This window comes from Enterobacter cloacae complex sp. EB5, assembly GCF_031432835.1.
Taxonomy (GTDB): Bacteria; Pseudomonadota; Gammaproteobacteria; order Enterobacterales; family Enterobacteriaceae; genus Enterobacter; species Enterobacter hormaechei_C.
The window spans coordinates 3,870,047-3,883,390 of record NZ_CP133860.1; the positions used below are offsets into that span (position 1 = coordinate 3,870,047).

The 13,344-nt window shown below is 55.3% G+C and carries 9 protein-coding genes and 1 pseudogene; 6 read left to right on the forward strand and 4 right to left on the reverse strand.

Annotated elements, in window-relative coordinates; genetic code table 11:
• Positions 1-9 precede the first annotated feature (9 nt).
• Positions 10-1,518 (reverse strand): anion permease, encoded by a 1,509-nt coding sequence (locus RHN82_RS18540; RefSeq protein WP_017383327.1) that lies wholly within the window; start codon positions 1,516-1,518, stop codon positions 10-12.
• Between the two features lie 608 nt (positions 1,519-2,126).
• On the opposite strand from RHN82_RS18540, the gene RHN82_RS18545 reads away from it, so the two are divergent.
• Together RHN82_RS18545 and RHN82_RS18550 are read left to right on the forward strand one after the other, a co-directional pair.
• Positions 2,127-4,907: a flavocytochrome c gene (locus tag RHN82_RS18545; RefSeq protein WP_047053548.1), complete on the forward strand. Its 2,781-nt coding sequence runs from the start codon at positions 2,127-2,129 to the stop codon at positions 4,905-4,907.
• Between the two features lie 58 nt (positions 4,908-4,965).
• The gene (locus tag RHN82_RS18550; RefSeq protein WP_047053549.1) at positions 4,966-5,928 is read left to right on the forward strand and encodes an FAD:protein FMN transferase; all 963 of its coding nucleotides are present in this window, start codon (positions 4,966-4,968) and stop codon (positions 5,926-5,928) included.
• Here the strand turns inward: RHN82_RS18550 and dcuR are convergent.
• Both dcuR and RHN82_RS18560 read right to left on the reverse strand, forming a co-directional pair.
• Positions 5,909-6,628, reverse strand: a complete 720-nt coding sequence (gene dcuR / locus RHN82_RS18555) for a two-component system response regulator DcuR (protein ID WP_003859556.1) — start codon at positions 6,626-6,628, stop codon at positions 5,909-5,911. The two genes, RHN82_RS18550 and dcuR, sit on opposite strands and share 20 nt — an antisense overlap.
• Entirely contained in the window at positions 6,625-8,241 is a 1,617-nt protein-coding gene (locus RHN82_RS18560) for a sensor histidine kinase (protein WP_047053551.1), read from the reverse strand. Before RHN82_RS18560 ends, dcuR begins: the two co-directional genes overlap by 4 nt.
• A gap of 153 nt (positions 8,242-8,394) precedes the next feature.
• On the opposite strand from RHN82_RS18560, the gene RHN82_RS18565 reads away from it, so the two are divergent.
• A complete protein-coding gene (locus RHN82_RS18565; RefSeq protein ID WP_047053553.1) occupies positions 8,395-9,258 on the forward strand; it encodes an N-acetylmuramic acid 6-phosphate etherase in 864 nt (287 codons plus the stop codon).
• A 54-nt stretch (positions 9,259-9,312) separates the two neighbouring features.
• Here RHN82_RS18565 and ompC read toward each other — a convergent pair whose 3' ends face one another.
• On the reverse strand, positions 9,313-10,476 hold the full coding sequence (ompC, locus tag RHN82_RS18570) for a porin OmpC (protein ID WP_049019469.1): 1,164 nt from the start codon (positions 10,474-10,476) through the stop codon (positions 9,313-9,315).
• A 284-nt stretch (positions 10,477-10,760) separates the two neighbouring features.
• Between ompC and RHN82_RS18575 the strand changes: the two genes are divergently transcribed.
• The 3 genes and pseudogenes from RHN82_RS18575 to RHN82_RS18585 all read left to right on the forward strand — a co-directional run.
• Entirely contained in the window at positions 10,761-11,462 is a 702-nt protein-coding gene (locus RHN82_RS18575) for a phosphohydrolase (RefSeq protein ID WP_047053554.1), read from the forward strand.
• 43 nt (positions 11,463-11,505) lie between these two features.
• Positions 11,506-12,939, forward strand: a complete 1,434-nt coding sequence (locus RHN82_RS18580) for a DNA cytosine methyltransferase (protein ID WP_104999914.1) — start codon at positions 11,506-11,508, stop codon at positions 12,937-12,939.
• Positions 12,920-13,327 (forward strand): annotated as a pseudogene (locus tag RHN82_RS18585) (very short patch repair endonuclease); the annotation flags it as partial. The gene RHN82_RS18580 and the pseudogene RHN82_RS18585, both read left to right, overlap by 20 nt.
• Positions 13,328-13,344 lie beyond the last annotated feature (17 nt).

The window sequence follows — 13,344 nt, forward strand, 5'->3', positions numbered from 1 at the left end:
GGTCAGGAATCAGAACATCATGGACATCCACGGGTAGCCAATCAGCAGCAGAGCTGCCAGGAAGATGGCGCCGAAGATGGTGCCGAGGCGCCAGTAGTCTTTGGTTGGCAGGTAGCCGCTACCGTAGTAAATCGGGCTTGGACCGGTACCGTAAGGGGTGATGATCCCCATCACGCCCAGCGAGGTCACCATCAGCAAGACGAACACTTCCATATTCATGCCCGGAATGGTGGAGGCGATGGTCAGCATCGCAGGCAGCAGCGCCGTGGTGTGCGCGGTGGTGCTGGCGAACAGGTAGTGCAGCAGATAGAACGCCAGCAGCAGTACGATGGTGGCGACACCCGGAGAGATACCGCTCATCAGCAGGCCGCCTTCTTTACCCAGCCAGCTGATAAAGCCGGTGGAGGAGAGGCCATCCGCCAGCGCCACCAGGGTAGCGAACCAGACGAAGGTGTTCCACGCGGCTTTGTTGCCGGTGATATCGTTCCACTCCAGCACGCCGGTCCACAGCATCAGGCCAACGATCAGCAGGGCAGCCATGGCCGGTTCAATCCACGCCGCGGCGAAGATCCACATCAGCAGCGCACAGCACACGAACACCAGCAGCAGGATCTCATTGCGCGACAGTTTGCCCAGTTTTTCCAGTTCACGGGTCGCCCACAGCGGGACTTCGTTATTCACTTTCACTTCCGGCGGGTAGAACCAGTAAGCCAGCAGCGGCATGGTCAGGATCAGCAGGATGCCCAGCGGCAGGAAGGCGAGGAACCAGGTCCCCCAGGAGATATCAATTCCGACCGTGCTTTTTACCAGCGCCAGCGCCAGCAGGTTAGGTGCCAGAGCGGAAAGGAACATCGAGCTGGTGATACAGGCCGCGGTGATGGCTACCCACATCAGATACGAACCGATTTTGCGCGCGCTTGGGTCATTGGGTTTTGAACCGTACAGCGGCGGCAGGTTGGCGATGATCGGGTAGATGGTCCCGCCGCTGCGCGCGGTGTTGGACGGGGTGAACGGCGCGAGCAGCAGGTCTGCGAAGGTAATGGCGTAACCGAGCGTCAGGCTGCGACGGCCCAGGTACTTCACCAGAATCAGCGCCAGACGGCGGCCGAAGCGGGTTTTGTCGTAGCCTGCGGCGAACATAAAGGCACCGAAAATCAGCCAGACGGTGGAGTTACCAAACCCGCTGACCGCCCATTTAAAGGAGGCGCCCGCCAGCTTGAATTTTGGATCAGCCAGCTGTTCCGGGCTAAAGAGCACCCACTGGCTGCACAGCGCAATCGCCACGACGCCGGTAAGACCGATCACGGCGCCCGGCAGCGGTTCGAAAATTAACCCGACGATGACGCCGACAAAGATGGCAAAGTAGTGCCACGCATATGGCGGCAGCCCTTCCGGAACGGGGACAAACAACAGCAGGACGGCAACAATGACGGGCAGAGCCATCATCAGCAGTCGTTTTGCTGTTCCATTTGATGCCAGATTCGCCGCAGGAGGCGTTACAGCAGTTTTTGTATTCATAGTTTCACGTCTTAAGTTGTCAAAAATTCGTCGCCCGGCGAAAACACAAATTCGATTGAAGTATCCTTTTTGCTTTTTTTAGTTATTTAAGGTGCGGTTTTGTGTTTTCACTAATAGCGATTTAACGCATTTTGGTTTGCGCTAAATAAAAAATGATGATGTTTTTATATTGCTCTTTTGAATGCCATAACTATTGATCGCGATCAAAAAAACGGAACTGAATGGCTATTTTTATACTTTTTATAATAACCACTCTGGGTAGTGTGGTTATTCACTGATTTTAAGTATGTTATGTATCAAAACTATAACACTTGAATCTTGGTGTTTTCGTTTGTTGTTGTTTTATAAGGTTTTATATTGATCATGGTGTATTGGTTTGACCTTTTATAATTTAACTTTTTTTAAATTATTGTGAACGAGTGAAACATTCCCGCTAACACCAATGTATTATTAATGTTATCGAAGGGATTAAATAGTTTATTAACTAACGTAATGGCTTTAGAAACTAAAAAAAGATTTATATTACTATCATGACATCGGCAAAAAACACGAAATAAAAAATCATCCCGATAACGAATTCTTAATTTTTAAAGTTTGGAGTTTCTATTATGAGCACTAACGAACGTATTTTAAGCCCCTTCACATTACCGAATGGTACTGAACTGAAAAACCGTTTGTTAATGGCCCCGATGACAACCTGTACCGGTTATTACGATGGCACCGTGACCAGCGAGCTGGTGGAGTACTACCGCGCCCGCGCGGGCAGCATCGGCACGATTATCGTTGAGTGCTGTTTTGTTGACGATCTCGGCCTGGCGTTCCCGGGCGCAATTGGTATTGATAACGACGAGAAAATCGCCGGGCTGGCAAAAATCGCTGACGCCATCAAGTCAAAAGGCTCCAAAGCCCTGCTGCAAATCTACCACGGCGGCCGCATGGTCGACCCAAAACTGATCGGGGGCCGCACGCCGGTTGGCCCAAGCGCCGTTGCCGCGCCGCGTGACGGTGCCGCCACGCCGGTTGCCCTGACCGCGGAAGAGGTGGAAGGCATGATCGGCAAGTTCGGCGAAGCCGTACGCCGCGCAATTCAGGCCGGCTTCGACGGCGTCGAAATCCACGGGGCGAATACCTATCTGATCCAGCAGTTCTTCTCCCCGAACTCCAACCAGCGTGACGACGAGTGGGGTGGCAGCCGCGAAAACCGCGCGAAATTCCCGCTGGCGGTGCTGGACATTACCCACAAGATGGTGCGCCAGTACGCGGACGACGCGTTTATCATTGGCTACCGTTTCTCTCCGGAAGAGCTGGAAGTCCCGGGCATCCGCTTTGAGGACACCCTGTATCTGCTGGAAAAACTGGCCGCGCGCGGGGTGGATTATCTTCACTTCTCCCTTGGCGCCGCCCTGCGTCCTTCTATTGTCGATACTCAGGACCCGACGCCACTTATCGAAAAATACTGCGCCATGCGCTCTGACACGCTGGCTCAGGTGCCGGTGATGGGCGTTGGCGGCGTGGTGAATGCCACGGATGTGAATGAAGCGCTGGATCACGGTTACGACCTGATTGCCGTTGGCCGCGCCACCATCGCCTATCCGGACTGGACCGATCGCATCGCGGCGGGCGAAAGCCTGGATCTGTTTATGGACAGTACCCGACGCGAAGAACTGAGCATTCCGGAACCGCTGTGGCGCTTCTCGCTGGTGGAGGCGATGATCCGCGACATGAGCATGGGTGAATCCAAATTCAAACCAGGCACCTTTATTGAAAAAGTGCAGGACGATGCCAACGAACTGGTGATTAACGTCAGCCTCGAAACCGACCGCATCGCCGATATCGAACTGGCCTCCGGCCCGAGTGAAGACGTCGAGTTTGTCACCAGCTTCGAAGAGATCCGCACCCGTATTCTGGACGCCAACACCCCGCACGTGGATGCTATCACCGGCGCGACCAGCCAGAGCGAGGCGGTGAAAAAAGCGGTCTCGAAGGCGATGCTGAAATCCAGTAAAGCGCTGGCGGCAGAAGAGGGCGCTGACCCGAATGAGACTAAAAGCGTGGACGTGGTAGTGGTCGGCAGCGGCGGTGCAGGGCTGGCGGCGGCGATTCAGGCGCATGACGAAGGCGCGAGCGTGCTGATCGTCGAGAAAATGCCAACCATCGGCGGGAACACCATTAAAGCCTCGGCCGGGATGAACGCGGCGGAGACCCGCTTCCAGCGCGTGAAAGGTATTCAGGACAGCAAAGAGCTGTTCTACCAGGAAAGTCTGAAAGGCGGTGGCAACAAGAACAACCCTGAACTGCTGCGTCGCTTTGTCGAGAACGCGCCGCAGGCCATCGAATGGCTGGCCACGCGCGGCATTATGCTGAACGACATTACCACCACCGGCGGGATGAGCATCGACCGTACGCACCGTCCGAAAGACGGTTCCGCAGTGGGCGGGTATCTGATCAGCGGCCTGGTGCGTAACGTCAACAAGCGTAACATCGAGGTGATGCTGGATACCTCCGTGAGCGACATCATCTTCGAGAACGGCGAAGTGACCGGTGTGCGTCTGACCACCGAAGAGAACGAAACCCTCACCGTGGCAACCAAAAGCGTGATTGTGGCAACGGGCGGCTTCAGCGCCAACAGCCAGATGGTGGTGAAATACCGTCCGGATCTGGCAGGGTTCGTTACCACCAACCACAAAGGGGCGACCGGGGGCGGCATCGCGCTGCTGGAGCGTATCGGTGCGGGCACCGTGGATATGGGCGAAATTCAGATCCACCCAACCGTTGAGCAGAAAACCTCGTATCTGATTTCCGAATCCATCCGCGGCGGCGGGGCGATTCTGGTCAATCAACAGGGGAACCGATTCTTTAACGAAATGGAGACCCGCGATAAAGTCTCGGCGCAGATCATCGCGCTGCCGGAGAAATACGCTTACATCGTCTTTGACGAGCATGTTCGCGCCAAAAACAAAGCCGCGGATGAGTACATCGCGAAAGGGTTTGTTACCAGCGCCAGCTCGCCAAAAGCCCTGGCGGAAGCGCTGGGGATGGATCACCATCAGTTCCTGGCAACGCTGGAACGCTACAACGGCTTTGTGGAGAAACAGCACGATGATGATTTCGGCCGCACCACCGCGCTGCGTGCGCCAATCAACGAAGGGCCATTCTACGCCATTCAGATTGCACCGGGCGTTCACCACACCATGGGCGGCGTGACCATTAACACAGAAACCTGCGTGCTGGACAGCAACCACAACGTATTGCCGGGAGCGTTTGCTGCGGGTGAGGTTGTCGGGGGCATCCACGGCGGTAACCGTATCGGCGGTAACGCGGTGGCAGATATCATTATTTTTGGTACGCTTGCAGGACATCAGGCGGCTATGCGTTCGAAAACACGGTAAGGCTCCTGTTTCCCCGGCGGCGCGGTGCCTGCCGGGGCTACAACTGAGGACTCATGCAATGCCTGATAGCCATCGCGTTTACAGTTACTCCGCCGTTCTGATGGGATCGCCCATCCTCCTGAAACTCTTTTCCCATGACGAAGCGCTTGCCTCCCGCGTGTTTCGCCTGATCAAACAGTACGAAGATCTGCTCACCGTTAACCGCGCGCACTCCCAGGTAATGGACATCAACCATGCGGCCGGTCAGCATCCGGTTGCCGTCAGTCGCCCGGTGTTTGAACTGATCCGCTGCGCGAAAGCGGCCAGCCTGCTTAAAGACAGCGCCTTTAACCTGGTGATCGGCCCGCTGGTGAAGCGCTGGAAAATTGGCTTTAAGGGGGACGCGGTACCGCCCGCGGACGAGATCGCCGCCTTGCTGGGCATCACGCATCCTGCGGACGTGGTGCTGGATGAAGCCAACAGCAGCGTGTTTCTTACTCGCCAGGGAATGGAGATCGATCTGGGGGCCATTGCTAAAGGCTATATCGCCGACAGGGTGCGGGATTACCTGCATAAAGAGGGTGCCGAACTCGGGCTGATCAACCTTGGCGGCAACGTCCAGACGTTAGGCTCGCCGGAGGGCGGCTGGCGCGTCGGCCTGAAAAAACCGTTCGCCGCTGATGCGCTGATTGGCGCCATGACGGTCGAAAACCGGTCGGTGGTGACGTCTGGCACCTATGAGCGCTATTTCGAGCAGAACGGCAAACGCTATCACCACATACTTGACCCACGCACCGGTTACCCGCTGGATAACGAACTGGACAGCGTGACGATTATTTCGCAGGACTCCCTCGACGGCGATATCTGGACCACGCTGATCTACGGCATGGGCGTGGAAAAGGGCTGCGCCGCGCTGCGTTCGCGCCCCGATATTGAAGCCATCTTTGTCACCAAAACAAAAGAAGTGGTGATCTCCTCGATGCACCACTTCCGTTTTACCCTTCTGGACGACAGCTACCGAATTACTGGCAGTACTGTTTGAGCAGTCCGACCTGTTCCGGCTGCAAACGGTAGCGATATACCGGCCGGCCGGTAGCGCCGTAGTGAATGCTGGTGAACAGGATATTGATTTGTGCCAGCCAGATCAGGTATTTGCGGCATGACACGCGGGAAATGTTGACCGCATTCGCCAGATCGTCGGTGGAAAATTCTATCTCTGGATGGCTGTCGATCCACTGGCAAATGGTGCGCAGCGTCTGCGGCGTTAGGCCTTTCGGTAATTTTTTGCTGTCGGCCAGCTCCGGCGCGCCGCCGTGGATCAGCCTGTCGACGTCGGCCTGTTCATAATACTGATGCGATCCCATCAGGCTGCGCTTTGCCTTCCAGCCGTTCAGCGCCTCTTCAAAACGCGGGAACTGGAACGGTTTAATCAGGTAATCCACCACGCCATAGTGCATTGAGGTCTGGATCGTTGCGGCGTCGGAGGCCGACGAGATCATAATGACGTCAATCGGGCGGCCCGACGCGCGGATGATGGGCAGCAGATCCAGCCCGTTATCCTGCTGCATATAGACATCCAGCAGCACCAGATCGATCGGCTGGCCTGGGTTGGCGATCAACGCCTCGGCCTGGTTGAGCGTGGAAGCGACGCCGCAGCAGCTAAAACCCTCAACGCGGTTAACATAAAGACGGTTGAGGTCGGCTACCATGGCGTCATCATCGACAATTAACACATTTATCACGCGATATTCCTCTCGCTATCCCAGGGGATCTGAACAAAAAATTGGGTAAATACGCCAGGCTCCGACTCGACGGTAATATCTCCGCCCAGATTCTGGATCTGCTGACGCGCAAGGAACAGCCCAACGCCGCGGTTTTCACCTTTTGTTGAGTAGCCCTTTGTAAAAATAGCCTCCAGCCGCTCGGGATCAATGCCGGGACCGTCATCGCTGACCTCACCGCTCAGCCAGCCGTTCTGATAATGCAGCAGCAGGCCGATCTCGCCTTCCGGCTGACCTTCCATCGCATCCAGGGCATTTTCGATTAAATTGCCCAGTACGGTGATCAGCACCGCAACCTGCTCTTCATTGGCGGTGTCAGGAAGCTGGCTCTCCTCCGCCAGCGTCAGGGTCACCCCGACCTCTTTGGCGCGGTTAATTTTACCCAGCAGGAAGCCCGCAATGACCGGGGATTTAACTTTGCGCTGTATCGCGCCGATATCCGTCTGATAATTCTGCGCAGTCTGGATGATGTACTCCTCCAGCTTATCGTAGCGCTTCATGTGCAGCAGGCCGAGGATCACGTGCAGCTTGTTCATAAATTCGTGCGTATGAGCGCGCAGGGCATCAACGTAGCTGACCATGCCATCGATACGCTGCATTAACTGGCTGATTTCGGTCTTATCGCGGAACGTGCTGATCGCCCCGATCACCTGATTCTGGCTTTTCACGGGGACCATGTTGCACAGCAGCAGCCGCCCGTTACAGCCGATCTCCTGATCCTGGCGGGCAATGCCGGTCCTGGATACTTCGCGCAGGCTGGCCAGCAGCGGTTCACTGCTGCTTTCGGAGTGCTGGCCCGAGGTCAGGAGTAATATTTCTCTGGCGGTGTGGTTAATCATCGTCACGCGCCCGTGCATATCCACGGCCATCACGCCTTCGCGCAGGGACTGCAACATGGCCTGGCGCTGCTCAAAGAGGGCGGAGATCTCGTAAGGCTCCAGCCCGAAGAGGATACGTTTCAGAACCCGGACCAGACCCCATATCGCCACTGAACTCATCAGAACGCTGAATAAGATGGTCCACACGGCGTTGAGCCGCCCGCGGGCAATCTGATCTTCAACTTTATTCAGCGAGATACCCACCACCACCACGCCGATCTGGTCGTGCTGGTCGTCATACACGGGCGTAAAGACGCGCAGCGCTTCCGCGAGCGCGCCGCGGTTAACGGAGACATTCTCTTTCCCTTCCAGGGCGGGCGTCAGATCGTCGCCAATAAAATGCAAACCTAACAGCGCTTCGTTTGGATGGGAATAGCGGATCCCACGCAGGTCGGTGACCACGGTAAACAGCAGGTCGTTGCGCTTCGTCACCGCCTGGGCAATCGGCTGGATGATGCCAGCCTGCGGCGATTCCATCAGGCCACGCTTGATTTCCGGGCTGTCGGCCAGCGTCCGGGCGATACCCAGCGCGGTATCTTTCACGTCATCGCGCGTGGCGCGGGTGATCTGCACAGAGTAAAGCGCGAAAACCACCAGCAGCACCGAGCCGATAATCGCGCACACCATCAGCGTAACCAGCGTATTCAGCTTCATAGGGCGCTTGCGCGTCGGGGGGAAGGGCTGCAAATCGCTCATTAACACTCCGCGATGAAAAAGAAAGGGCTAATTATCGCTGATGACGGGCGTTTCATAAAGCCATGTAAAGAGAGGCGTTTCGTGAGCCTCCTCTCAGGTGACCTATATAAAACACTTTATAGTGTGAGGGTACTCATAATAAGGAGGCAGTTTATGAGCATTATGCTTACCGGTACGGCCAGGGAAAGACGGCACGCCAGCACGATGAACATCGACAGATTATCGACGCTGGATATGCTTAACGTCATACACCAGGATGACGCGCAAATCTCTTCTGCACTTACCCCTCACTTAAGTATGCTGGCCCGCGTGGTGGATAACGCGGCGGCGACGCTTAGCCACGGCGGACGTCTGGTGCTGACCGGCGCGGGCGCGTCCGGACGCGTGGCGGAGCAGGCGGCAGAAGCGTTTGCGCCGGGCAAACACCCTGTCATTGCGTTAACAGCAGGTGATAACGCCGGAAGCTACGCGAGCGGCGTTGCCGACCTTCAGACGATAGAATTTGGCGAGCATGACATGATGCTGGCGCTGTCCGTCAGCGGCAAAACCCCATGGGTATGGGGCGCGATGCGTCATGCGTGGTCCCTGGGCTCAACGGTTGCGCTCATTACGGAGGATGCGCAAAGTGAAGCGGCGCAACTGGCGAGTATGGTCATTGCTCCCGATCTGGGCGCGGATGTGGTGGCCGGGTATACCAACGCTAAAGCAGGCATTGCGCAAAGCATGATCCTGCATATGATCACCACCGGTCTGGCGGTACGTTCCGGACGGGTGTACAGCAACCTGCGCGTTGATCTGGAGGCAAGCAACACCAGATGGGCCGAACGACAAATTGCCATTGTGATGGAAGCAGGGGGATGTAGCCGGGCGCAGGCGAAGGCCGCGCTGGAAAGCTGTAACCACCAGTGCAAAACGGCGGTACTGATGGTGCTGACGGGGCTGGATGCCTGGAAAGCGCATGAATTGCTGGCGCAGAACAACGGGTTTGTTCGCCTGGCCTTGCAGGAAGCGCCGTAATATTTCAGCGTCAAATAAAAAAGCCCGCATCGCGGGCTTTAATATTGAGAGGGATTAGAACTGGTAGGTCATGCCTACGCCAACGATGTCATCGGTAGAAATACCGTTTGCTTCGTAGAAGCGTTCATCGTTGTCCAGCATGTTGATTTTGTAGTCAACATAGGTGGAGAAGTTCTTGTTGAAGCTGTAGGTCATGCCCACGTCGATGTAGTTAACCAGATCCATATCGCCTTTCTGACCCTGCGGGTTGCCAGCGTAGCCTGGATAAGTCATGTCCTTACCTTTAGAGTAAACCCATGCCAGGGATGGACGCAGACCGAAGTCGAACTGGTACTGTGCCACCGCTTCGAAGTTCTGAGTCTGATCCGCAATACCATAATCGCCGTATGGGGTCATGTTGCGGGTTTCAGCGTACATCATCGCCAGATAGACGTTATTGGCATCGTATTTCGCGCCAATGGCCCATGCTTCGGCTGTTTTACCGCCGGCGTAGAGTGCATTGTTTTGACCTGCACCTTCTTGTGCGTTAGTACGGTCGGAAGAAGAGTACGCAGCACCCAGGCTCAGACCAGACAGATCGCCAGAGAAGTCATAGGAGGTGGACATACCGAAGCCGTCGCCGTTCTGGAAACGTACGTCGTTATGGCCGTTTTTGGTGCCTTCCTGGTTTTCATTTGCGTTAGCACCTTCGTTAGCACCCTGATATTGCAGCGCAAAGTGCAGGCCGTCGACCAGACCGAAGAAATCGTTATTACGGTAAGTTGCCAGACCGTTAGCACGACCGTTCATGAAGTTATCGGTCCAGGTGTAAGAATCTCCACCAAATACCGGCAGCATATCGGTCCAGGCTTCTACGTCATACACGACGCCGTAATTACGGCCGTAATCAAATGAGCCGTAGTCGCCAAATTTCAGGCCAGCGTATGCCAGACGGTTGAAAGATTTATCCCCTGCGCTTTCGGTGTTGTTAGCGTAGGTTTTATATTCCCACTGGCCATAACCTGTCAGTTCGTTCGTGATCTGCGTTTCGCCTTTGAAACCCACCTGTACATAGGTTTCATCGCCGTCGTCGCCTGGGTTGTCGGAGAAGGTATGACGCGCATCAACCTTACCGTACAGGTCAACTTTGTTGCCATTCTTGTTATACATTTCCGCCGCATTTGCTGCGCCAGCCATTAATAACGCGGGTACGAGAATTGCCAGAACTTTTCTTTTCATTATATATTCCCTTTAAATATAAATTTTCTGAATATATGTAGTTACCCTCCGTAACTACATGGCTGATACTATTCTATGGATTATTATTTAGGTTCAAAAATAAATGTAATTAAAGTGGTAAAAATATTACAAAATATTTCTTTTTATCTCTTTATTTTTCATATGAATTAATTCATTGAAAATATAGCGGGTAATTATTATTAAGTATTTCGTAATTCTATTTATTAAAGATTTTGATTCGGGTGTATTATAATTCACTCTCTTTTGAGCAACAGGATGGGATGATGGAACTTGCGCAGTGGCAGCACCGTTTTGAGCGCTGGCTCGACGAAAATCATTTTACTGATGATGCGGCGCACGATATCGCCCATTTTCGCCGCGTCTGGATGACCGCCCAGGCCATAATGGCTGACGAGGATAGCGATCCGCTGGTTGTGCTGACCGCATGCTACTTCCATGACATTGTCAGCCTGCCGAAAAATCACCCGCAACGCAGCCACTCCTCGCGGCTGGCAGCGCGAGAAACGCGCGAGATCCTCAGTCGCGATTTTCCTGATTTTCCGCCCGATCGTTATGCAGCCGTTGAACATGCCATTGAAGCGCACAGCTTCAGTGCCGGTATCGCGCCGCAAAGTCTGGAGGCCAAAATTGTGCAGGATGCCGACCGTCTGGAGGCGTTAGGCGCTATCGGCCTGGCGCGCGTCTTTGCCGTCTCCGGTGCGCTGGGCGCCGCGCTGTTTGATGCCGACGACCCGTTTGCCGGAACACGAGCGCTGGATGATAAAGCCTTCGCGCTCGACCACTTTCAGACCAAACTCCTGCGCCTGCCGGACACCATGCAAACCGCGCGGGGGCGCGAACTTGCGCGTCACAATGCCGATTTTCTGATCCAGTTTATGGCGAAGCTGAGTGCCGAATTACAGGGCGATTACCTCGGAACCGACAGCCAGATATTGACCCATTTCCGTCGCAGTGTGCGATCCTGAACTGTGGTACTCTGTTTTCTGTCTTTATTGTCCGGTTAAGAGAATGCAGGAAAATCGATCAGTGACTGTGCCCGCGCCTGAGCGGGTTGAGAAATCAACGGCAGCCGTGCAGGCACTCCTGCGTCAGCTGCTGGAAATGTATGATGCTAAAACGCTGGCAAACCAGCTGGTGGCCCATGGCGAGAGCCACTGGAGCCCGGCGATACTCAAGCGGCTGCTGATAAGCGACAGGGCAGGGCACCGCCTGAGCGACGGTGAGTTCCGCTATCTGCAAAATTTGCTGCCGCGTCCTCCTGCTGCGCATCCAAATTATGCCTTTCGCTTTATCGATCTCTTTGCCGGTATCGGCGGCATTCGCCATGGCTTTGAAGCTATTGGCGGGCAGTGTGTGTTCACCAGTGAATGGAATAAACATGCCGTCCGTACCTATAAAGCCAACTGGTATTGCGATCCCGACGCGCACCAGTTCAACGCGGATATTCGTGATGTCACGCTGAGCCACAAAACCGGCGTCAGCGATGAAGAGGCCGCCGAACACATTCGCAATACCATTCCGGCGCACGACGTGCTGCTGGCGGGCTTTCCGTGTCAGCCGTTCTCGCTAGCTGGCGTGTCGAAGAAGAACGCGCTGGGACGCGCACACGGCTTTGCCTGCGATACGCAGGGCACACTGTTCTTTGACGTTGCCCGGATTATTGATGCCCGCCGCCCGGCAATTTTTGTGCTGGAGAACGTCAAGAATTTAAAGAGTCATGACGGCGGCAAAACCTTCCGCATTATCATGCAAACGCTGGATGAACTGGGTTATGACGTGGCGGATGCAGAGGACATGGGGCCGGACGATCCGAAAATTATCGACGGCAAACACTTCCTGCCACAGCATCGCGAACGCATCGTGCTGGTGGGCTTTCGCCGCGATCTCAATCTGAAAGGCGATTTTACGCTGCGTGATTTGCCCTCGCTCTATCCTGCGCGCCGCCCGACGGTGGCCGATCTGCTGGAGCCCGCCGTCGATGCGAAATTCATTCTGACGCCGGTGTTGTGGAAATACCTCTATCGTTATGCCAAAAAGCATCAGGCCAAAGGCAATGGCTTTGGGTTTGGCATGGTCGATCCGCTTAATCCTGACAGCGTGACGCGTACGCTGTCGGCGCGCTATTACAAAGATGGCGCGGAAATTCTTATCGATCGCGGCTGGGATAAGGCGCTGGGCGAAAAAGATTTTGACGATCCACAGAACCAACAGCACCGGCCGCGGCGCTTAACGCCGCGCGAGTGCGCCCGCTTAATGGGCTTTGAGACGCCGCAGGGCTACAGTTTTCGCATCCCGGTGTCGGATACCCAGGCCTATCGTCAGTTTGGCAACTCGGTGGTGGTACCCGCCTTTGCCGCGGTAGCAAAACTGCTGGCCTCACGCATCAGCAAGGCCGTTCAGCTTCGTCAGAGCGAGGCCGTCAATGGCGGACGTTCACAATAAGGCCACGCGCAGTAAAAACATGCGTGCCATCGGCACGCGTGATACCGCGATTGAAAAACGGATCGCGGGCCTCCTGACCGCCGTCGGGTTTGAATTCAGGGTTCAGGATGCCACGCTTGCCGGGCGTCCTGATTTCGTCATCGACGCGTATCAGTGCATCATCTTCACCCACGGCTGTTTCTGGCATCATCATGACTGCTATCTGTTTAAAGTCCCGGCGACACGCACCGACTTCTGGCTGGAGAAGATTGGCAGGAACGTCGAGCGTGATAAACGCGATGTTTCGCAGCTTTACGCTCAGGGCTGGCGGGTGCTGATTGTCTGGGAGTGCGCGCTGCGCGGAAGAATGAAGCTGAATGACGTGGAACTGACGGAGCGGCTGGAAGAGTAGATCTGCGGCGGCGG

Coding starts and splice junctions, on each gene's coding strand:
- RHN82_RS18540 (WP_017383327.1), bottom strand. CDS start 1,518: ATGAATACAAAAACTGCTGTAACGCCTCCTGCGGCGAATCTGGCATCA.
- RHN82_RS18545 (WP_047053548.1), top strand. CDS start 2,127: ATGAGCACTAACGAACGTATTTTAAGCCCCTTCACATTACCGAATGGT.
- RHN82_RS18550 (WP_047053549.1), top strand. CDS start 4,966: ATGCCTGATAGCCATCGCGTTTACAGTTACTCCGCCGTTCTGATGGGA.
- RHN82_RS18560 (WP_047053551.1), bottom strand. CDS start 8,241: ATGAGCGATTTGCAGCCCTTCCCCCCGACGCGCAAGCGCCCTATGAAG.
- RHN82_RS18565 (WP_047053553.1), top strand. CDS start 8,395: ATGAGCATTATGCTTACCGGTACGGCCAGGGAAAGACGGCACGCCAGC.
- ompC (WP_049019469.1), bottom strand. CDS start 10,476: ATGAAAAGAAAAGTTCTGGCAATTCTCGTACCCGCGTTATTAATGGCT.
- RHN82_RS18575 (WP_047053554.1), top strand. CDS start 10,761: ATGGAACTTGCGCAGTGGCAGCACCGTTTTGAGCGCTGGCTCGACGAA.
- RHN82_RS18580 (WP_104999914.1), top strand. CDS start 11,506: ATGCAGGAAAATCGATCAGTGACTGTGCCCGCGCCTGAGCGGGTTGAG.